The organism is Arenibacter catalasegens (assembly GCF_002909235.1).
GTDB classification, from domain to species: Bacteria; Bacteroidota; Bacteroidia; order Flavobacteriales; family Flavobacteriaceae; genus Arenibacter; species Arenibacter catalasegens.
Map to the genome: position 1 here is coordinate 79,414 of NZ_PHQQ01000014.1, position 22,082 is coordinate 101,495.

At 40.0% G+C, this 22,082-nt stretch carries 12 protein-coding genes; 7 read left to right on the forward strand and 5 right to left on the reverse strand.

Annotated features, from left to right (window positions below; genetic code table 11):
• Positions 1–86 precede the first annotated feature (86 nt).
• The 4 genes from CWD90_RS12460 (at position 87) to CWD90_RS12475 (ending at position 7,528) form a co-directional block, all read left to right on the forward strand.
• The gene (locus CWD90_RS12460; protein WP_157941210.1) at positions 87–1,436 is read left to right on the forward strand and encodes a glucosidase family protein; all 1,350 of its coding nucleotides are present in this window, start codon (positions 87–89) and stop codon (positions 1,434–1,436) included.
• Positions 1,437–1,884: 448 nt separating this feature from the next.
• Complete coding sequence (locus CWD90_RS12465; RefSeq protein WP_157941211.1) at positions 1,885–4,683, forward strand: DUF1553 domain-containing protein; 2,799 nt, start codon at positions 1,885–1,887, stop codon at positions 4,681–4,683.
• A gap of 11 nt (positions 4,684–4,694) precedes the next feature.
• Positions 4,695–6,149, forward strand: a complete 1,455-nt coding sequence (locus tag CWD90_RS12470; protein ID WP_103476401.1) for a DUF1501 domain-containing protein — start codon at positions 4,695–4,697, stop codon at positions 6,147–6,149.
• An 11-nt stretch (positions 6,150–6,160) separates the two neighbouring features.
• A complete protein-coding gene (locus tag CWD90_RS12475) occupies positions 6,161–7,528 on the forward strand; it encodes a DUF2231 domain-containing protein (protein ID WP_103476402.1) in 1,368 nt (455 codons plus the stop codon).
• Between the two features lie 236 nt (positions 7,529–7,764).
• Here CWD90_RS12475 and CWD90_RS12480 read toward each other — a convergent pair whose 3' ends face one another.
• Positions 7,765–9,642 carry a sulfatase family protein gene (locus CWD90_RS12480; protein WP_103476403.1) on the reverse strand — a complete coding sequence of 626 codons (1,878 nt, stop codon included), beginning with the start codon at positions 9,640–9,642 and terminating at the stop codon, positions 7,765–7,767.
• 334 nt (positions 9,643–9,976) lie between these two features.
• Here CWD90_RS12480 and CWD90_RS12485 point away from each other — a divergent pair, with 334 nt between their 5' ends.
• Together CWD90_RS12485 and CWD90_RS12490 are read left to right on the forward strand one after the other, a co-directional pair.
• Complete coding sequence (locus CWD90_RS12485) at positions 9,977–10,825, forward strand: ThuA domain-containing protein (RefSeq protein ID WP_103476404.1); 849 nt, start codon at positions 9,977–9,979, stop codon at positions 10,823–10,825.
• 208 nt (positions 10,826–11,033) lie between these two features.
• A complete protein-coding gene (locus CWD90_RS12490) occupies positions 11,034–12,644 on the forward strand; it encodes a sulfatase/phosphatase domain-containing protein (RefSeq protein WP_103476405.1) in 1,611 nt (536 codons plus the stop codon).
• Positions 12,645–13,576: 932 nt separating this feature from the next.
• On the opposite strand, the gene CWD90_RS12495 is transcribed toward CWD90_RS12490, so the two are convergent.
• Together CWD90_RS12495 and CWD90_RS12500 are read right to left on the reverse strand one after the other, a co-directional pair.
• Entirely contained in the window at positions 13,577–15,799 is a 2,223-nt protein-coding gene (locus CWD90_RS12495; protein ID WP_103476406.1) for a xanthine dehydrogenase family protein molybdopterin-binding subunit, read from the reverse strand.
• 13 nt (positions 15,800–15,812) lie between these two features.
• The gene (locus CWD90_RS12500; RefSeq protein ID WP_317045728.1) at positions 15,813–16,367 is read right to left on the reverse strand and encodes a (2Fe-2S)-binding protein; all 555 of its coding nucleotides are present in this window, start codon (positions 16,365–16,367) and stop codon (positions 15,813–15,815) included.
• Positions 16,368–16,512: 145 nt separating this feature from the next.
• On the opposite strand from CWD90_RS12500, the gene CWD90_RS12505 reads away from it, so the two are divergent.
• Positions 16,513–17,001, forward strand: coding sequence for a YybH family protein (locus tag CWD90_RS12505; protein WP_103476407.1), 489 nt, complete (start codon positions 16,513–16,515; stop codon positions 16,999–17,001).
• 343 nt (positions 17,002–17,344) lie between these two features.
• Here CWD90_RS12505 and CWD90_RS12510 read toward each other — a convergent pair whose 3' ends face one another.
• Together CWD90_RS12510 and CWD90_RS12515 are read right to left on the reverse strand one after the other, a co-directional pair.
• Complete coding sequence (locus tag CWD90_RS12510; RefSeq protein ID WP_103476408.1) at positions 17,345–18,535, reverse strand: alginate lyase family protein; 1,191 nt, start codon at positions 18,533–18,535, stop codon at positions 17,345–17,347.
• A gap of 216 nt (positions 18,536–18,751) precedes the next feature.
• A complete protein-coding gene (locus tag CWD90_RS12515; protein WP_103476409.1) occupies positions 18,752–22,054 on the reverse strand; it encodes an amidohydrolase family protein in 3,303 nt (1,100 codons plus the stop codon).
• Positions 22,055–22,082 lie beyond the last annotated feature (28 nt).

Genomic DNA, 22,082 nt, shown 5'->3' on the forward strand with positions numbered 1-22,082 from the left:
CTTTGTCAAATATAAAATTGTATTTTAGAAGTGCCTCTATATATCATAGAGGCAGTATACTTAATTTGAAACCCATAATGAATTATATGAAGAAATCGATATTAACCTTGTTCTCTATTGCCATTGCGGTATCTGGTTATGGGCAATCTGCATCTACTCAAGAGAGCCCTATTTTAAGTGGTAAGGATTTTCAATTCCTGCAAACACTTACGGAAACAATAATTGATAGCTCTCGTATTTACCCTGGTCAAAAGGTGGCGGACAAAATGGGTACCAACAATACAGGCATGGTATTGGTAAAACCAGGGGGGAGGGGGAGTTATCCTGCTTTTTGGATACGTGATTACGCCATGTCTTTGGAATCTGGGTTTATAACCGCGGACGAGCAAAGGAACATGTTAATACTAACGGCTTCAACACAGGCCGATAAAACATGGATTACCAAAAATGGAGCCCTAATCCCTTTTGGGGCTATAGCAGATCACATTCGTATGGATGACAGTCTCCCAATATACTTTCCGGGGACCTATAGCTTCGAGGAACAGGGAACTCCACAATTTGGTAGGACGCCTCCCTATGGGGATCAGTTCCTGTTTGTTCATATGGCCCATTATTATATAAAGAATACGGCCGAAGTATCCATTTTGAATCAGGAAATAAATGGAGCAAGGCTAATAGACCGCCTAGAAATTGCTTTTAACGTGCCTCCTTCCAGGTTGGATAATCATATCGTAACTACTACAGACCATTTTAGAGGTATCGACTTCGGTTTTAGGGATGTAATGACTATTACGGGAGATCTTAGTTTTCCATCCATATTAAAATTCAGGGCAGCTTTGGAGCTTGCTGAATTGTTTGAAAAATTGAAAATTAAGACCAAAGCGGATAAATACAGGTCAATTGCCGATAAGATTAAAGTGGCAATACCAACCTTGTTTATGGATGAAAGAGGCATGCTAAGAGCATCAAACGGAAAAGGAGGTCAGGCAGACGTTTGGTCCACGGCCTTAGCGATTTATTACGATATTTTAAGCAAGGAGGATACCGAAAGGACAAGTCGGTTCTTGTCCATTGCTTATGAAAAAGGTTACCTAGCGTACAAAGGGAATATTAGACATATATTAACTACAGACGACTTTAACGAATCCACGGCCTGGGAATTCTCATTGGCCAAAAAAAATACCTATCAGAATGGAGCCTATTGGGGAACGCCAACAGGATGGGTGTGCTATGCCATTGCCAAGACCAATTTTAACCTGGCCCAGAAATTGGCGAAGGAATTCATAGAGGATCTACGTCAGAACGATTTTAGGAAAGGGATTGACTACGGGGCCCCTTTTGAATGTATTCATCCTTCCGGGCACACACAAAATCCGTTGTATATGACCACATTAAGTTGCCCTTTGGCTGCATTCAGGACTATTAGAAAACCTTGAGCATCAATTTTTAAATGTACGACACTATGCCTTGGCTGAGGCAGATTTGATCGAATCCGGTTTCGGGCATATTAAAAATAAGTAATACAAGCCGTAGTAAAACGGTTTTTAGTGATTTTGGCGTACAGATTTTTAATCTAATGATTTCCAACTTCTAATGCCCCGTGGTTTGTTATTTTAAAGAAAATTCATATTATTTTTTCATAAAAGGCAATGATATTTAAAGAATTAATGCCTTTAACTTTTTCATGTATATTTATAAATATTTTGTAAATATTAAATTAATGTGGATTCTTATTGTTTTGGTTATAAACAATAAGAAATACAGCTTAAAGGATTAACTCAGCGGTTAGGGTTTTACTCCTTGTGAGCTGAACAGAATTTTAATTAAATATAAACGGGGAGGCAGTAAAAGAGTAGGAAATTGACATATAAATATATTTTAAAAATGGCAAAATCTGTTTGCATAAGCAGTATATATAGGCTTACATGGATTTTGACTATCCTTTTTATGGGGTCTTGCGCTGACTCATCAAATAATGAAATAAGCTTTAATCGCGATGTTCGCCCAATCTTAAATAGTAAATGTTTAAGATGTCACGGAGGGGTTAAGGCTAATGGAGAGTTTAGTTTGTTATTTGAAGAGGATGCCTTTAGTGAAACACAATCCGGTAAACCTGCCATTGTGCGGGGGAACCATGAAAAAAGTGAACTATATAGAAGATTGGTGTCCAAAGACCCGGAGGTTAGGATGCCATTTGAATCTCCACAACTCTCACCGGAGGAAATAGAGATCTTAGCTAAGTGGATCGATCAAGGGGCGAAATGGGAAAAACACTGGGCATATATTCCTCCTAAAGAAAGCATCGTACCACCTGTAGTGATCGATAGTGGCTGGGCCAAGAATTCAATAGATCAATTTGTGTTTTCCAAATTGAATAAAAAGGGACTATCTCCTTCAAAAAGGGCAGATAGAAATACCTTGTTGAGAAGACTTTATTTGGATCTGACGGGTCTTCCGCCGACCATGGAAGAGGCTAAAGCCTTTTTAGAAGATAATTCTCCTGATGCTTACGAAAAATTGGTAGATAAATTATTGGGATCTCCCCATTTCGGGGAAAGATGGGCCAGTATGTGGTTAGATTTGGCTAGATATGCTGATTCCAAAGGGTTTGAAAAGGATACCAATCGGGAAATTTGGAAATTTCGGGATTGGGTAATTGCGGCCTTTAATAGCGATATGCCCTTTGATCAATTTTCAATTGAACAATTGGCAGGGGATATGCTTCCAGAACCAACGGAGGAACAATTGATTGCTACGGCATTTCACAGAAATACCCTTGCCAATGATGAAGGTGGTACGGATAATGAAGAATTTAGAGTGGCCTCTGTTGTGGATAGGGTCTCAACGACCTACGAAGTATGGCAAGGCACTACAATGGCTTGCGTTCAATGCCATAGTCACCCATATGACCCTTTTAGGCATAGGGAATTTTATGAATCTATGGCTTTCTTTAATAATGCAGCCGATGACGATTCTTATTTTGAAAAACCTAAACTTTTCACCTATTCAAAGGAGAATAAAAAAGAGGTAGATGCCCTTTTGAAATATATTAATGGTCAATTGGTCCCTAGTGATGGACAGGTGGCAAAATCTCGTTTTTTGTACGATCAAAAAGAGACGTTGCTAGCGCATATGGGATATCGGTTCATAGAGGCGGAAGCATTTGATCAAACTAGTCCGTTTATAGAATTGGATGGAGGTTTAAATTTTTTGTGGCAGATTCAGGATAGTTCATGGGCCAGCTATAATAATGTTGATTTAAGAAAAGTCAATAAAATGGGCTTTTTGGTATCAGCTTCTCTGAAATATGCAGGTGATATTTCCATTCATTTGGATTCACTTAATGGAAGAAATATTGGTCAAGTACGCATTTCCAGTACGGAAGATTCCAAACGTGTAGAAAACGGATTGAAAATAAAGGAGTTTAGCGTCAATATTCCGGAGATTACGGGTGAACACGATGTTTTTCTGCAGTTCCATAAAGGCGAGAGTTATGTGGCACATCTTTTCTATTTGGATAAGATTTTCTATTATGAGAAAGAACCTCTTATGGAGAAACATGATAAGGAATTCAAGCAAAAACTGGAGGAACTTGCCCAAATCCCAACTACAAGTACTCCCATAATCCAAGAATTGCAAAAAGATAAAGCTCGTAAGACTTTTGTTTTTGATCGCGGCAGTTGGCTAAATTTAGGAGAAGAAGTACGTATGGGAATTCCAGATATTTATAGTTTGGGTGATAACAAGGAGCCGAGCAATAGGTTGGAATTTGCCAAGTGGATGGTAAGTGATAAAAACCCGCTTTCCGCGCGGGTGGTGGTAAATCGTTTTTGGGAGCAAATCTTTGGAAGGGGTTTAGTGGAATCTATGGAGGAATTTGGTTCACAGGGGAAAAACCCAAGTCATCCGGAGTTGTTGGATTGGATGGCAGTAAAATTAATGAAAGAATACAAGTGGAAGATAAAACCTTTGTTACGGGAATTAGTTCTTTCGGCGACCTATCAACAATCCTCGATTGCAAATACCGAGATAATAGAAATGGACCCCAATAATATATGGCTTTCCAGAGGGTCCCGTACACGTCTTTCTGCTGAGCAGATTCGCGATGAAATTTTGATGGTGAGCGGCTTGCTCAATAAAACGATCGGTGGCCCTAGTGTTATTAACACGGATGTAGAAATTGCGGGTGGGTGGAATACCCTTCCGGATTATGTTCTTAAGGGAGATGATGCCATGTATAGGCGTTCGTTGTATACCTTTTGGAAACGGGTGAACCCACCTATGAATATGATCGTATTCGATAGCCCGGATAGGTCTAGTTGTGTTTCAAGTAGGGTGTTGACGAATACACCCTTACAGGCCCTTAGTTTGCTTAATGATAAAACCTTCTTTGAAGCATCACAATTATTGGCAAAACAGATGTTTGAAGCGGATAATCAGCTGGAGAATCAAATAAAATTTGGCTATTTTAAAGTGATGGGCAAAACCATTAACGAGGAAAAATTGATGCAATTGACACAGTTTTATGATAATGCCCTATTGCATTATGTAAACAATATGGATAGTTCTGAGTTTCCTGAGGTAGCGTTAGAGTATTCAGGAAAAAATAAACCTAAGATGGCGGCATTGACTATGGTGGCCAATGTATTCCTAAATCTGGATGAATTTATTGTAAAAGGATAATATAATTTAGCATGAATATTTTAAACGAGGCACATTATCGCGAAAGTGAATATAATACCCGTAGGCATTTTATAAAGAATTGCATTTCGGGTATGGGGGCCTTAACACTAGGTTCTATGTTAGGCGGGGATTTGTTTGCCAACAATTCGCCCGCACTTAACGCGGGTGGGGGAATCCCACATTTTTTGCCTAAAGTTAAGCATGTGATTTATTTGCACATGGCAGGTGGACCTTCGCAATTAGAACTTTTTGATTATAAACCGGTGCTGAATACCTTGAATGGACAAGATTGTCCCCCTTCCTTATTGGAAGGCAAGCGCTTTGCCTTTATAAGGGGAACTCCTAAAATGTTGGGCTCGCAAGCCAGTTTTAAACAGTACGGAGAATCTCGCACTTGGATATCCAATTATTTGCCAAAATTTGCCAGCGTAGTTGATGAAGTTAGTTTTCTGAAGGCAGTTTCCACGGAAGAATTTAACCACGCACCCGCACAGTTCTTAATGCAAACGGGATCACCCAGGCAAGGGCGACCTTCATTAGGAAGTTGGGCAACTTATGGGCTGGGTTCGTCCAATGAAAACTTGCCGGGCTTTATTGTTTTGCTTTCAGGAGGGGTAGTTTCCGGAGGAAAACGCCTTTGGGGAAGTGGATTTTTACCTACCGTTTACCAAGGAGTCCAATGCCAATCCAAAGGTCCTGCAGTTAGGAATTTACAAAACCCGAAAGGCGTAGATGGAGTTTTGAGAAAGCAATCTGTAGATGCCATAAATAGAATAAATGAATTGGAATATCAAGAATCCCATGATCCCGAAATTCTAACGAGAATGTCTCAATATGAGTTAGCGTTTAAAATGCAAACTTCGGTGCCGGGTGTTATGAGTATAGATGATGAACCGGAATATATTAAAAAGCTATATGGAGTAACGCCAGGAGAGGGTTCCTTTGCGAATAATTGTCTTTTGGCAAGAAGGTTAGTGGAAAATGGAGTACGTTTTGTTCAGCTTTATGATGACGGTTGGGATACACATGGGGTTGGAGCTGGCAATGGTGTAGATGTTGGTTTAAATTCGAAATGTAGTCGTATTGATCAGAGTATGACAGCACTTATTACCGATTTAAAACAAAGAGGGCTTTTAGAGGAAACCCTAATAGTTTGGGGAGGAGAGTTTGGCAGAACTCCTATGATGGAGGCAAGATCAGGGAAAGGTTTCTATGGGCGGGACCATCATGGAGAGGCCTTTACAATGTGGATGGCCGGAGGAGGAATTAAAAAAGGATTTACTTTTGGCGAAACGGATGAGATAGGCTATTCGGCAATAAAAGGTAAGGTTCATGTTCATGACGTACAAGCAACAATTCTTAACCAATTAGGTTTGGATCATGAAAGACTTACATATCATTTTCAAGGGAGAGATTTTAGACTTACAGATGTAAGTGGCCACGTGGTCAAAGATATTTTAACATAGCAGTAGTACATATGGATATTGAATTATTTCTGGGGAGATTTCACCCTTTAGTGGTACACTTGCCCATTGGGTTTATTGTATTGGCCGTAATTATTGAAAGTATTGGTCTGTTTAAGAATGATAAGCAAATCTACAACCGTATTGTTCAATACGCTCTTATAGCAGTTATTGTGTCCAGTCTTATTACTATTGCCACAGGACTGCTACTGTCCCAAGGAGGAGAATACAATGTAGAAACACTTAATCAACACAAGTGGCTGGGGATAGGAGTGGCCGTATTTTCAGCTTTGATCTTAGTCCTTAAAATAAAAATACGGAAGTATAATCGCAAACAATCTATCATAGTATCCTCAATATTTATAATTCTTGTTGGTCTTACCGGGCATCAAGGCGGAGTGCTTACCCATGGGGAAGAATACCTTCTTACCTATGCCCCTGATGCCATAAAGAATATGGCCGGATTTGAAATAGAGAGTTCAAAAAAAGGAATCCAACAGAAGAATCAAGATTCGATTGTAATTTACAGGGATGTTATTGAACCTATGTTGGAACAAAAATGTACATCGTGCCATAATAATGATAAACAAAAAGGAGATCTTAATCTTATGGGGTATAAAGACTTATTCGCTAAGGCAGAAAGTGGATATCCAATTGTACAAAGCGTTTTAGAGGAAAGTGAACTATTTAAGCGCATTAGCTTACCCTTGAACAATAAAAAATTTATGCCTCCAAAGGGGAAGCCATTAAGCTATAGTGAAATAAAAATTCTTGAATATTGGATAAATATTGGAGCAGATAGTTTAGCGGTGTTCGACCATGTAAATATGACACCGGAATTATTGCAACTAATGATCCGGGATTATAGTTTGGACTTTAATCCCAAGCCCTATATAGAAACGATTGTAGTTGAGGATGTTGAGCAACAAAAAGTAGATGTGTTGATCGAAAATGGATTTTCAGTCAATAGGTTGGGAGAAGATAATTTCTTGCTGGATGTAAGTTACGACGGGGTGGCAATAGGTGAGGAACAAATTAGTCTATTGAAGCAAATAGGCGATAACATTACATTTTTGAACCTATCCAATTGTGGATTAACAGATGAAATGATGGGCAAGTTACCCGAATTAAACAATTTGACTAAAATTGATTTACATTCAAATTCAATCACTGACAATGCCATCGAACAATTACAAAAATATAGGCATTTGGAAGTGATTAATCTTTATGATACGGAGATCTCCGGCAAGGGTTTAAAATTGTTATTGGATATTGATTCGTTGAGAAGATTGTATTTGTGGAAAACCAATGTAACCCAACAGATGGTAGAGGATAGCAGTAATAGTACAAATGTTTTAATTGATCTTGGAGGTGCCATCTGAACCCTTTATTCAATGGTATAATTATGGCAATTGTATTCCTTCGTTTAAAACGTAAGTTTGGTTGGGTCTAGAATGGAAATCATTGAAGGCATAAATTGATGGTTCCCGTATTTTCCCCTGCATCTGGTTACCTTTTATCTCGAAGGACCTTATGCAAGGTTGGTACTAGAAAAATCTGAATTTTGTTGTTAGTTTTTATTATTGAATTGCGGGAATACCGTTCCGCATGCATGTGTTTATAATATTTTAAGGTATTCCAATCTAAGCTTCACTTCTGAATCTTCTACTACGGTTTTAGATATTTTATCTAACTGAATATCAAATTGATAATTGTAGGTGGCCGACTCCATAAGTACGATCGAGTTTAAAATGAGCAAAGCCTCACTTGGTTTTTCAGACTCGTACAAGGAATTTGTCATTACTGCTGAAGGGTCTGTTGTTTTTATAATTCCTAGAAATTCAGCTGCGCGTACCCTATTTATTAGCTCTTTGTCCTGAGAGGCCATTTCCCTAATTTGAGACTCCATTGCACTGGCTTGTTGCCCAAAAGTACTACAGGCGATAATTGCCCAGTATCGTTCCCATGTATCGGAAGAATTAAGGGCAGTGGTAAGGGACTTCTTGGCATCCTCAAAAGTCAATAGGTTTAAATCGGTAATAGCGATATATTTTTGAATGTCCTCTTTGTGATTATTCCCAAAATGCACCGGATTTGTGAACGCTTTCTCGATCAGGAAGTGTTCGGGATAGAAAGATAGATCGGGCATTTCTTTTACCCATGTAACGAGTTTTTCTCGCATATTAAATAGGGTAGTAGTATACGCTGGGTCATCTGCCAAGTTCTTTGTTTCATAGGGGTCGGCATCAACATCAAAAAGCATTTCCGGGGCCCGTTTATTAAAAAAGGCGGATTGTAGCTCGTTGAGTTTACCATCGGCGTATAAGGACTGCCACTCTTTGTAGGCCAATTGCTTGTAACGATAGTTGTTCATTAATCCATCATAATTAAAGGGCTGATAGCTTCTAATGTATTTGTACTTTCCTTTTCGGACAGCCCTTACCATATCAAATTTTTCATCAAATCTATCGGCATAACTATAAGTCTCATCACGGGAATTTAATTCTTCACGCTCTATATCCTTGCCTAAAAAAGCGGTTCCGTCTATTTCCTTGGGAATACTAATGCCAGCAAGATTTAATACTGTTGGTGCCAAATCTATAAAGCTTACAAAACCGTTTATGGTACTACCGATCTCATTTTTTACCAGATGTCTATATTTTTTTGGAATATGGACCACCATAGGCACATGGAGTCCGGTTTCATAAAGATATCCTTTGCTCCCTGGCAATACACCACCATGATCCCCGAAGTAAAAAATGAAGGTGTCATCCAAGCGACCATCATTCTTTAGTTCAATAATGATTTCACCCACCTGACGGTCCATCTCCCTAATTTTATCACGGTAGAGGGCATTGGTGTATTTAAATAAGTCTGTGTTGGGATGATTGGGTTGAATTTCGAAGGAGTTTATATCTGTTTCAGTAACGGTGGTGTCCATACCCTGTGCAGTAAAGTGCATGCTGGATTCATGGGAAACCCCAATGTTAAAAACATGGAAAAAGGGTTGATTTTCAGCCCTGTTTTTCCAGCTTGCCTTTTTTGAAGATGCATCCCAAACACCTTCACTTTTGATTATATTATAATCCTCTTTGCTATTGTTGGTGGTGTAATAACCAGCCTCTCTTAAGTAAGTAGGAAACATTTTGAGAGAATCGGGCATGGGAACAGCAGCCATCTTTCTATGAAATTGGGCCCCGATACGAGGTCCGTAGCAACCAGATATTATGGCCGACCGGGCAACACTGCAGACGGGGGCATTGGAAAATGCGCGATTAAATATCAATCCTTCAGTTGCTAGTGATTCTATGTTCGGGGTAGGAATGCCATTGTCATCAAAAAGTTTTTGGTAGTGCTTGGAATTGTCCTCGGAGGTGATCCAAACAATATTTGGGGGCAGCTCGACTTTCTGTTTAGTTTGGCAACTAATAACAATAATGGTGCAAATAAGGATTGCGATGACATTAAAAATATTTCTAGGTTTATTTTTAAACATTGGAGTTTAGGGTTTATGGCAGGCTATTTTTGAAATATGTGTGTTATTAAAGTTCCCAATATAGCGAATCTTCTATATCCCATGGGTATTTTATTATGTTTATGGCCCTAGAAAGATGTACCTTTATCTTTAGAAATTTAAACATAATATATTGGATATTAACATTTTATGGTGTTAAGTATTATGTATTTTTCAGGTTATAAAAACCTAATTCTTAGGTCGAGCTAACATCTAGAAAGTTTTGACTCTTAATTATAGCCTTAAAACCCTTATTTTTATTGAAACAGAGGTTAAGTAAATATGCTTAACTAGAAGGAATTAGGAATTACCAATTATGAAAAGCGAAAAAAACCAAATTGTTGTAACCATCTTTTTATCGTTAATCTTTTTATCAACCTTGCCATTAATTGCGCAAGAGCATCTTGATGTTGATCATCAAAAGAAAATGCATGAGCGCAATGCCATGGGGAATGGAGCTACATTGAAGGTTTTGCTCTTTTCCGGTACAGGTTGGTTCCGCCATCCAGACATCCCCATTGTAAACGGATGGATTGTGCGACTAGGTGCCGAACACAATATGCAGATAGATGTAAGTGAAACTGGGGATGATATATCGAAGGAAAAATTGAGTTATTATGATGTCTTGCTGTTCAACAATGCAAATGTACTCGATAAAGTTTTCAATGAAAACCAGCGGAATGCCATTGAAGAATGGTATAAAGCTGGGGGCGCCATTGTTGGTTTACATGCATTGTTGGTGCATCAGGAAAACTGGCCCTGGATAATGGAATTGGGAGGTTGTGATTTCAATAGTGATTCTGAGTTTCTTAAGGCCAAATTGGTGGTTGATTCCAAGGCCATGGATCATCCTGCCGTTAAGGGAATGGGTAAAGAGTTTTGGTACGAGGCAGATTGGACCAACCACACCAAGGTTGTTACTGGTTTGCCGGGTGTACAGGTTTTACTCAGGGTGGACGAATCGACATACGAACCAGTTAGAGAATATTTTAAGACCAGAGGAGGCGTAGCAATGGGGAAAGACCATCCTATAGCGTGGACTAGGATTTGGGGAGGAGGAAGGTTTTTCTATACAGAATTGGGTCATGACATCCGCTCGTTAGATACGGATTTTGGACGACAACATCTAATAGAAGGCATAAAATGGGTAGCGAAAAAAGAATGATAAAGCTGTTGTATACCCTTGCTTAAGGGACTCATGCAATTGCAACATTCGCTTATTAGGGCTTTTCCTATTTTGGGGTATGGTATAAATATTTTGCCTTTCAGATTATCAAGAAGAACATAAGGCAAAAATATTTGATGTTTGTCCCTAAACCATTTATATTTAGTGATTCTCTTTAGGAAGAGTTTTATCAATACAAACCAACCATATGAAAGTACTACAATTATTTTCCCTTGTTACACTTAGCTTTTTGTCATTGCACAGTTGTGCTGAGAAAGAGGATAAGAAGCCCCAAAAACCCAACATCCTCTTCATCATGTCCGATGATCATGCTTATCAGGCTATTAGTGCCTATAGTGACCATTTGATCAAAACCCCAAACATAGATCGATTGGCAAAGGAGGGAATTCTGTTTAGAAATGCTAGTGTTACCAATTCTATCTGTGCACCGTCCAGGGCAACGATACTTACCGGGAAGCATACCCACATTAATGGAAAAATAGATAATCACAATCCATTTGATACTACTCAAGTTACCTTTCCGCAACTGTTTCAAAAGGCGGGTTACCAAACTGCCATGTTCGGGAAGTTGCATTTTGGAAACAATCCCAAGGGAGTGGACGAATTTATGATCTTGCCAGGACAGGGCCATTATATTAATCCGGATTTCATCACCCAAAAAGGAGATACCACTATTACTGGATATGTTACCGATATTATTACGGACATGAGCCTTGAATGGTTGGATAAAAAACGGGACCCCAATAAACCGTTTCTTTTAATGTACCTGCATAAGGCGCCCCATAGACCTTGGTGGCCAAGAGCAGATAAATTTAAGGAGTATACCCAAAAAACCTTTCCCTTGCCAGAGACCCTTTTCGACGATTATAAGAATAGGGGCACTGCGGCCAAAACGGCCGAGATGAATTTGTTGTACCATATGCAGTATAGCCATGATAGCAAGATTTGGCCAGAAACCTTGGAAGCTATGGGGGGCGTGGAGCCATTTGTTAAAGGTTCACAGGCAGATGTTTACAACGAATTCAATCGTGGAAATGAAGAACAACGTCAAGAATACAAGCCTATTATTGATGCTATTAACCAGGATTTTATGGAAAAATGGCCTTCCATGACCGACGAGGAAAAAATGATCTGGAAATACCAGCGGTATATGCAGGATTATTTGGGCAGTATCTCTTCTGTGGATGACAATGTAGGACGGGTGCTGGATTATTTGGATGACAACGGCCTGGCCGAAAATACCATAGTAGTTTATACTTCGGACCAAGGGTTTTACTTAGGGGAACATGGTTGGTTCGACAAGCGTTTTATTTATGATGAATCGTTTAAAACGCCATTGTTGATCCGTTGGCCCAATGAAATTAAGCCGGGAACCACTGAGGAGGAAATGGTACAGAACCTTGATTTTGCCCAGACGTTTTTGGAGGCGGCACAAATAGAGGCTCCTGCTGATATGCAAGGGGAAAGTCTCATGCCATTGTTAAAAGGTCAAAATGACAAATGGAACAGGGAGGCCGTTTATTACCATTATTATGAATATCCCAGTGTGCATATGGTAAAACGTCACTACGGGATTGTTACCAAGGAATACAAACTGGCCCATTTTTATTATGATGTGGATGAATGGGAATTATATGACCGTAAAAAAGATCCCAAGGAAATGAACAATGTATATGATGATCCAGACTATGCCGAGGTCGTTAAGGAGCTAAAGGAAAAACTTACCCAACTGCGGACAAAATATAAGGATTCCAAGGAACTGGATGATAAGTACATTGAGCAATCCAAGAAGTATTAAACTATCTGATTAAGAGGTGTTAAAAAAAAGCGGGTATATACCCGCTTTTTTTGTCAAATTTTTATAAGGTGGCGAGGGAAAAGAAGAAGTATTTTATTTCTTCTGATAAGCCTAAAGAGGAAACCCAGAACAATCAGATTTTTTAATTGGTATAGGATAATGAATCCTAAGTTTATTATTTTGATTTTTCAATAGAGATAAAAGGTGGGAGTCACTTCGACAGAGTCCCTTTTTCGGGACTCCCGATACCTATCGGGAGAGAAGTCGCACAAGTTGGGTTTTGGCGAAGGCTATTTACTTTTCGGGTTTCGAGAATTTGTGTACGCAATTCATGTTTTGGTTGCGCTACTTGTGTGATTTCTCCCTCCGGTCGAAATGACTGAGGAGGTCACTTCGAAATGAGTTGTTTTTTTACAACGTCCCGAAAGCTTTCGGGAGAAAAGTCGCACATAAAGGCTTGGTGCTGCTGCCTAGGTGATTTCTCACATCTACCATTGCCGTATTTATTTCAACCTCAACCAGATTTGCACATTTTAAAATAAATGTAAAGCCTCCCTAAGACGTAAAAAATAAAAGCTCCTTCCCATGGATAAGGGAAGGTGGATTCTCCGCCAATTACGGAGGAGACGGAAGGGATTGAAAGCGCAGGCCTTGGGGATGGTAGATTCCAAGAAACATAGGGGGAATGATTCTTACGCAGCCCGGGATTTCAATCTCCCCTTTCTTTCCCCTACCTAAGGGCAGGGCAATTCATTCCCCTCTTCGTTCCAAGAGGGGAGCCCTTAGCTATTGTGCTCAAAAGGAGTTCTCTCCCGATAAGGAAATTATTTCAACATCGTTCCAATTTATGTATTTTGGAATAATATTAGGTCGCAATCTGACCTCTGTATCTTATTTTTTTATTGTGTTATGGGAATATACGAATCTAAGGTTTATGCATTCAAAACCTTCTCTGGTGTAATCGGCAGATCATGCACCCGTTTTCCGCAAGCCTTATAGATGGCATTGGCAATTGCCGCAGCGGTTGGAGGTATAGGGACTTCTCCCACACCCTTGGCATCCTCTTCCGGGCGATTGATAATGGCGACCTCCACTTCAGGTATTTCTGAAAAACGTAGAATGGGGTATTTCAGCCAATCTGTGCTGGTGACTTCCCGAGGATTGAAAGTTACTTGCTCCTTCAGTGTCCAGCTGGCCGCCTGGATCAGTCCTCCTTCAATTTGATTGGTTATCCCATCCATATTAATTACCTCGCCTACATCTACCGCCGCCCACATTTTAATGAGCTTTATATCCCCGTTAATAGTGTCCACGGCAACCTTAGCGGCAACGGCGATATAGGCGTCCGTATTCTTGTACCTCATAAAGGCATAGCCAATACCTTGATTATCTCCTGTATTTTGAGTAGTGGTTATTTCTTTCACTTTCTGGATAACTGCAATGGCCCTTTCGTCCTCCAAATGATTTAGACGGAAATCCAAGGGGTCTTGTCCCGCTTTCTCAGCCAAAATATCCATAAAAGATTCTACGGCAAAGATATTGGTAAAGGATCCCAAGCTACGTAAAGAGGAGACTCGGAAGGGTCCCTTGTAGTAATGGGCATTCAGCTTCATATTGGGAATGTTGTAGTAAGGATCAGCGTTTCTATGTCCGCCTCCCAAATACCCTCTCGACTTCATTTCGAAGGGCGTTTCCAAATATCGCGCTGCCAATACCGTCCCAGCATCCTTATTTGGGCGAGTACTATGGGAGTCCGTCCACACCTCGCCCTTCCATGAATTTATTTTATTTTTTTCATCAAGGCTCGCCTCCAATTCGGTGATCATAGCAGGACCATAAGGGTCCCAAGAATGTTCATCTTGTCTGGACCATTGTACGCGCAGGTGTTTTTTGGGATATTCCAATGCCAAAAGTGCGGCATCTGCGGCAGCATCATCAGCTGTACTATGACCAAAACAACCTGCTCCCGGAACCGACATGATGTGTATTTTATCAGCGTCCATTGTCAGCATGGTCGCCAATGCTTCCCTCAAAGGATATATCCCCTGACTATGGGACCAGATGTGCAATACTTCCCCATCAAACATGGCTAATCCACATGCCGGACCTAAAGAAGCGTGTTTTAAATAGGGTTTGGTATAACTTGCCTTAATGGTTTCCACACCTTTAAAAGCTTCCTCAATATTGCCTTCATTCCTTACCGTTTCGGATTCGTCGGCAATCTCTTTGATATACGTAAACAGATTTTCTGGCTCAGGAAAGGGTACGGAAGCTGTCCATTCTGAATGCTTTTTAAGGTATTGTTCTGCTTTAATTGCCTGATGTTCTCTTTCGGCAATTATCCCCACAAAACTTCCTTTTACTACTGTTTTTATGATACCTGGTACTTCCGATTTTAAACCAGTTTCATCTAAGGCGATAAGCTTGGATTCATACCCCTTGGGGCGAAGGACCCTGGCGTGCACCATATCGGGGAAACGCAAATCCTGAATATATCCCGCTTTCCCGCGAACCATTTCCGCTATATCGGCCCTAGGTATAACTTTTCCAACATAACGATGTTCGGTTTTATTTTTAATGGGGACCGGAATGCTCACTTCTTTCTCTATTTGTTCACCATCTAAGATTGCAGCAAAAGTGAGGGATTTATTGTCCTGTTTCGATTTAACTATACCATTGAATAATAGTAGTTGATCAACGGGAGTATTCAGTTTTTTGCTTGCCAGTTTAAGTAATTCCTGCCTTGCTGTGGCGGCTGCATAACGCACGGACATGGCACTGTTTTGAATGGAAGCACTGGCGCCCGTATAACCTTCGTTAGGGGTGAGCCCGGTCTCTGCAAGTTGAACATGAACCTTGTCCAAATCCATATCCAGTTCTTCTGCGGCAACTTGCTGGATGGCGGTGCGTATTCCCTGTCCCAATTCTACTTTTCCAGATAAAACCCTAATACTTCCATCTTCCAATATTTCCAACCAGGCGTTCACGGCGTTGGCACGTCCTATACTGCCGGGAAGTTTTCCGTTATAAGTAACACGGGAAGCTATGGTAGGGTCTTCCTCACCAATGCAGGCTCCAAAAAGTGAAAATCCTATACTTATATAACCCATATTCTTTATGAATTTTCTTCTGGATTGAAGTGGCAATGTGGTCATAGGGTGTGTTGGTTTAGAGACTATTGGCTGCGGTTTTAATGGCACGGATTATCCTAGTATGGCTTCCGCAACGGCAAAGGTTACCTTGCAGGGTATTTTTGATTTCCATTTCATTTGGATTGGGGTTTTTGTTCAGCAGGCTAACAGCGGCCATTACCATTCCATTTAGACAATAACCACATTGGGCAGCTTGCTCCTTTACAAATGCTTCCTGAACAGCATGCAGTTTTCCGGAGTCACTTGCAAGTCCCTCCAAAGTGATGATTTTAGAAGTTCCAATAGACGATATTGCCAGCATACAACTGGTTACAGCGCTGCCATTTATTAGCACTGTACAGCTCCCACATTGCGACAGACCACACCCAAACTTAGGTCCGTTCAGTTCCAAATAATCCCTTAAAACATAAAGTAAAGGGGTATCTGCTTCTGTTTGTACCTTTTTTTGGAGGCCATTGATGTTGAGGTGGTAGGTTGGCATGCTAACAAGTTTAGCTTCTAAGATAATGAAATGCTTTTCCAAAACAAATGATGCCACAATTTTGGTAAAATGGGCAATATTGGCTTGCATCAATAGGCTTAATTAATCCTATAGTAAATGCTGTATAAAAAGTATTCTCGGTTGGGTTCAAGCCCATTAATGATGTAAAGGCAAATAATAGCCTTATTCCCCTAGTTTAGTTGTATCTTGATATACAAACCAAAACATAATTATTATGCGAAAGAATATTGGATTATTGGGATTTATGGCCTTTACCGTTTTAATTTTTTCAGCTTGTTCAACCCCTGAAAAAAAAGTAAGCCTTGATATGGACCAAATTAAAGTCGAAATTCAAGCTATGGAAGATGCCTATGCGGCCGCCGAAAAAGCAAAGGATGCCGATGGTGTGGCCGCTTATTACAGTGACGATGCCATGAGTTACAGTCGTAACAGGCAACCTATTTCAGGCAAGCGGGCGATCAGGGAAAATATTGCCAAGAATATTGCGAAGGATACAACTGGAAATTATAACGTTTATAAAGTTGTTGACCTTTTTGCGCAAGGAGATAATGCAGTTGAGATTGGTAGTTGGATCGAATTTGATGCTTCTGGTAAACAATTGGAGAATGGAAATTATATGTCTTATTTTGAGAAACGCGACGGAAAATATGTGTGTGTTCGGGATATGACGACCACTACTGCCCCTGTTAAGTCGGGTATGTAGGCTAGGATACAGGACTTTGGGTCAATTTGCTGCCTAAATATTTGGCGGGAATAATTGACCCTATTAGTATGTTGTTAGTTGTTTATTTTAAAAACGGTCTCTTTTATTAAGAAATGGGCCCAACACTTTTTTACTATAGTCTAATTACACTGGGCGGCTTGTCCTTTTATAAATGCCTTCCGAACGGTATTTAGTCATTCTCAAATTAACTAGTTAATACTTGCAACACACTGTCGGGGGGAGAATGTGGAAAGTTGCACAGCTTCGCTCGCTAAATCTTGAGGAGACTATAATCATGAAAATTGGACTGTTGCATGCTTTTAATAAGTGTTGGTTCATGGTCTTATTTCCCTGCTTCCAGCCGATTAAGCCAGATCAAGGGATTTCTAACAGGTAAATTTCTTTTCACCTCAAAAACTTCTGGTGTGTGTTCATTTATTTTCCAAAGTTCAAAAAGGTCAGGTCGATCAAAAATGATAGCCCCAAATAAGGAAGAGGGATGGGCAACCGGCCAATTTTCCCAATACATTACATCAGGTTCTTTAAACCATGTACTTTTATTTTCTATATAAGGCGCCATATATTCTAGAGCAAGGGATATAGATTTCCCATCGGGAGTTGAATATTTCCATAAATTGGACGCTTGGTCAGACAGGATTAAGCAATTCATTACCATAGCATCAAGGTTAAAAAGAGAATATCCGTATGGTTTTGTTCTTTTAAGCTCGAGAGGAAAACTACCATCTAATGCCATTTGATTTGGTAGAATGATATTTTTAAAATTATCCCTACAGAAAGCGAGGATACTATCATTATTTGTATAATCGGCATACAAAGCTACCTGCATATTCCAACAGGTTCCATGGTTATTGGGATGCTTCATTTCATCTTTACCATACTTGTGGGTTGTTAACCATACAACAAAATCTGAAAACCACTTTTTAAATTCGATCTTGCTGTTTTCGTCGATTAGTCCCTCTTTCTCCAAAACAGATAAAGATTGAACCACTTCCATAAAATGTATTCCGTCTATAATTCCAATGCCTCTTCCTGTATGTCTGCCTTTAATGGCTTGGGCATATAAAAAGTGTGGATTCATTTTGGTACTGTCAACTATAAACCATGATTTGCAATGTTTTATCGCTGCATTGCCGTATATAGTATCTTTTGTTATAATATAAGCCGAGGTAAGATTCCCAACAATTTCGCTTAAACCTAATAAGGCCTCGCGGTGTTCTGTGAAATTATTGGGATTGCTAAGTCCATCTCTTTGTATATAAGGTCCATCAAGATTTAGTGTATCTGGCCACCAATAATCCCCTTCTGAAAAAAAGTCATGGATTCCGCCGGAACTTCTAGAAGAAGTGTAAGATGTTATTGTTACGGGAGTTAATTTCAAAAATTCATTTGCCCTTGCCAATATGGAATCCTTTAAGACTGCTTCAATTTGCGCATTGTAATTTTTAACTTTGTATGAACAGTTATTCATTAATAGACAGATAAAGGGAACAGGTATTAGTCTTGAAATATTCATATTTCTATTTTTTAACAATTATGGTGTCCTTTTTTGTTTCCGAAAGTCAGGATAAAAAGGCTTGAAATATTTCTTTCATAAATCAGAGGATGGCATAGGATATTCTCAGCCATATATAAGTGCCGATTAGGATGACGTTTATTTATGTTTGTTCGGTTTTGGTCATTATTGTGATCATTGCTATTGATCGCCAAGGTGTTATAATGGTTTTATACCTTAATGGCCAATTTCACAGGAGCATCCTGTATGGGTTTCCCCATGCCAGTCGAAAGCAGGGGCATAGTCGTTCATTTCCCAATAAAAGGCGCTTCTTGGTCGGTTATAATTTCCAATCTCGTCCATAGTTTCTGTATCGTATAATCTACCGTTGATCATGGTGTACCTAACGGTGTTGGAATTTCGAATATTTTCAAGTGGATTTTTGTCCAAAACAATTAAATCTGCCAGCATACCTACTTTTAGGGAGCCGATCTGATCATCCATCCCTAAATAATTGGCGCCATTTATAGTTGCTGCTTTTAAGGCTTCCATATTGGTCATGCCACCTTGAGATAACATCCAAAGCTCCCAATGTGCCCCAAGGCCTTGGATCTGGCCATGGGCTCCCAAATTAACTTTAACGCCTGCGTCGGCCAGTTTTTTAGCATTTTTGGAAACTAGGATATGACCATTTTCATATTCTTCTAGGGGGGCCATAACACGGTGCCTGGATCGGGAGTCTATTATACCTCTTGGGGTATATTTTAAGAGTTTTTTGTCTTCCCAGACGTTGGTGGTTTGGTACCAGTAATATTCCCCGTTCAGTCCGCCATAATTAACGATCAGGGTAGGGGTATATCCGGTCTGGCTAGCGGCCCATAATTGCAAAACGTCCTTACTTAAATTTGCTACTGGTATATTGTGTTCTATTCCGGTATGGCCGTCCAGAATCATGGACATATTATGGAAGAAAGTGGAACCACCTTCGGGTACTACCTCTATTTCATTTTCGTGGGCAGCCTTGATAATCTGCTGCCTTTGCTCCCGTCTGGGTTGGTTGTAGCTTTTTACGGAAAAAGCTCCAAAGGCTTTCGTTCTAAGAATGGCCGAACGGGCATCTTCCAAATTATTTATCGTAGCTTTAAAATCCCCATCTGCTCCATATAAAATGGCCCCAGTTGAAAAAATTCGAGGGCCCACCATATTTCCAGCGCGCACCATTTCCGCTTGCGAGAATACCATCTCGGTATTTGCAGAAGGATCATGTGTTGTGGTAACCCCATAGGCCAGATTCGTGTAATATTGCCAATGTTTTTGTGGACTAAGGCCAAATCTAAAATGGCCAAGATGTGCATGTACATCTATTATTCCTGGCATAATTGTTTTACCGCTTACGTCAATAATTTTGGCATCGGGAGGTATGCTAACGGTATTCTTGGAACCAATGCCCGTAATTTTATTATCCTTGATGAGAATGGTAGCATTTTCCAAAACTTCATCATCGTTCATGGTAATGATCCTAGCTCCTGTAAAAGCAATAATTCCCTTTGGTTTGTCCGATTCAAGGCTTAGATTGATTTTTATACCCAGGGTATCCATCTTTGGTATGGAATCCGGTGCACCCTCCAAAAAGAGAAACCTTTGGTTAATGGCAGTACTAAAATAGGCATCGCCTAAGGTCCAATTGAGTTTTTTGCTATTGGCAGACCAATGCAAATTAATTCCGGCATCACGTGCAACTTGAGCTACGGGCACATTGGTGGCTTTTCCGTCCAATTCAATGGTGTTCCCTGTCATGGGTAGTGTTGCAATATAAACCTTGTATAAATTGGTAAAGGCTATCCAATTATCATCAGGACTAGGAATAATTCTTTGGGCATATTTGGATGTAACCAATTCTCGGGGCTCTTTGCCTTCAAGATTTACAGATTTTAGGGTTTTGGTCAATTCACCAAAAAGATATCCTCCGGTTTGGTAGTAAATCCTACTCGCATCCTTATTGAACGCAGGAAATTCACCCTCTTTTACGACCAATTTCTTGTTGGACTTTACTCCGGATTTTTTAGTGTAATTTACATCCAGCAGATAAATCCCGGGTTCTTTTGTGTTTACATAGCCCTGATGTCCATTTCCGTCCTCTTCCCGATATAGAATCAGATTGATGTCTTTAGGCGAAAAAGAAGGTTCTCTATAAATGGCTTTTTCTTCGGTTATCTGTATTGGTTTATTTTTGGGAGAAGTTAAATCGAGCCTTTGTAAAGTACCCATGTTTTCATCGTTCCAAGTTACATAAACCAGGTATTTGCCGTCCTTGGAAAAAGAAGGTTCAAATTCTAGATCCGTTCCCGAAGTAAGGCGGACTGGCATGCCATTTGGAAGTGCCCTTTTCCATAAATAACCAGTGGCATTGAAAATTAAAGTTTTACCATCGGGAGAAGTTACGGCGTTGCGTATTGCCTTTGCATTAAATGTATCGGGTGCTGCATTATTTTTAAATTTTAAGGCATTTACTATTTTATGGTTGGCGGTTGCTTCAAAGGGAATGTCAGTAGTGCTTAGAGAATTAATATCAATTTTTTTGATTTTACCCTGTGCCCAAATAATTATGAATTTATCATCAGGAGTAAAATTGAATCCTGTGTAAGGTCCAAAGACTGCCCATGTTTCTTGTTGGTCTTTACTTAGTTGATCGTAAATAGGCCATTCCCTTCCTGATTTAAGATCATGAAGGTAGAGTACAGTTTTTTCTCTAACCCTTTTTATAAAGGCCATAACCTTGCCATCATGTGAAATTACTGGGCGTATGGCACCTCCAGGACCACCTGTTATCCTTTCGGTCTCGCCATCTTCTAGGCCATATTTATTAATGACATATATCTGGCTGTTCGGGTCTTTGTTATATTGAAAAGCGCCACCTGGATAAACATCTTCACTATAGAATACAAACTTGCCATCTGGGGATGCCCAGGGTTCTCCAACATCTTGTTGTTCATTTTTCTTTTTGGTGAGCTGTATGCCCTTTCCACCAGATTTGTGGTACATCCAGATTTCACCGGCTCCAAGTGATCGTGTTGAGGTGAAATGCTTTTTACAAAAAATATAATTCCCATCAACGGACCATACCGCATTGTTGACTAGCCTAAAATCTTCCTTGGTTATTTGTTTGGCTTCAGTGCCATCTGTATTCATAATCCAGATATTATCGCCCCCACCAGCATCACTGGTAAAGCTTATATTCTTGCCATCAGGGCTATATCTTGGTTGTACTTCAAACGCATGTCCCTCCCGTATCAGAGTAGCGGTGCCACCAGTGATGGGCATGGTGTAAATGTCACCCAGCATATCAAAAACAATTTGAGTGCCATCAGGACTTACATCCAAACTCATCCAAGTACCTTCGTCAGAGGTAATGGAGACATTCTTAAATGATAGAGCGGGATTGGATACATCCCAGCTGTCTTTTTTAGTTTCTTCTTTATCTTGTGAATGGGAGCTTAGGCAAATAAGTAGGAGCAGCGCCGATAGGATACTATTTTTCATTGTAATAATGGGTTCTTAAATGTAGTTT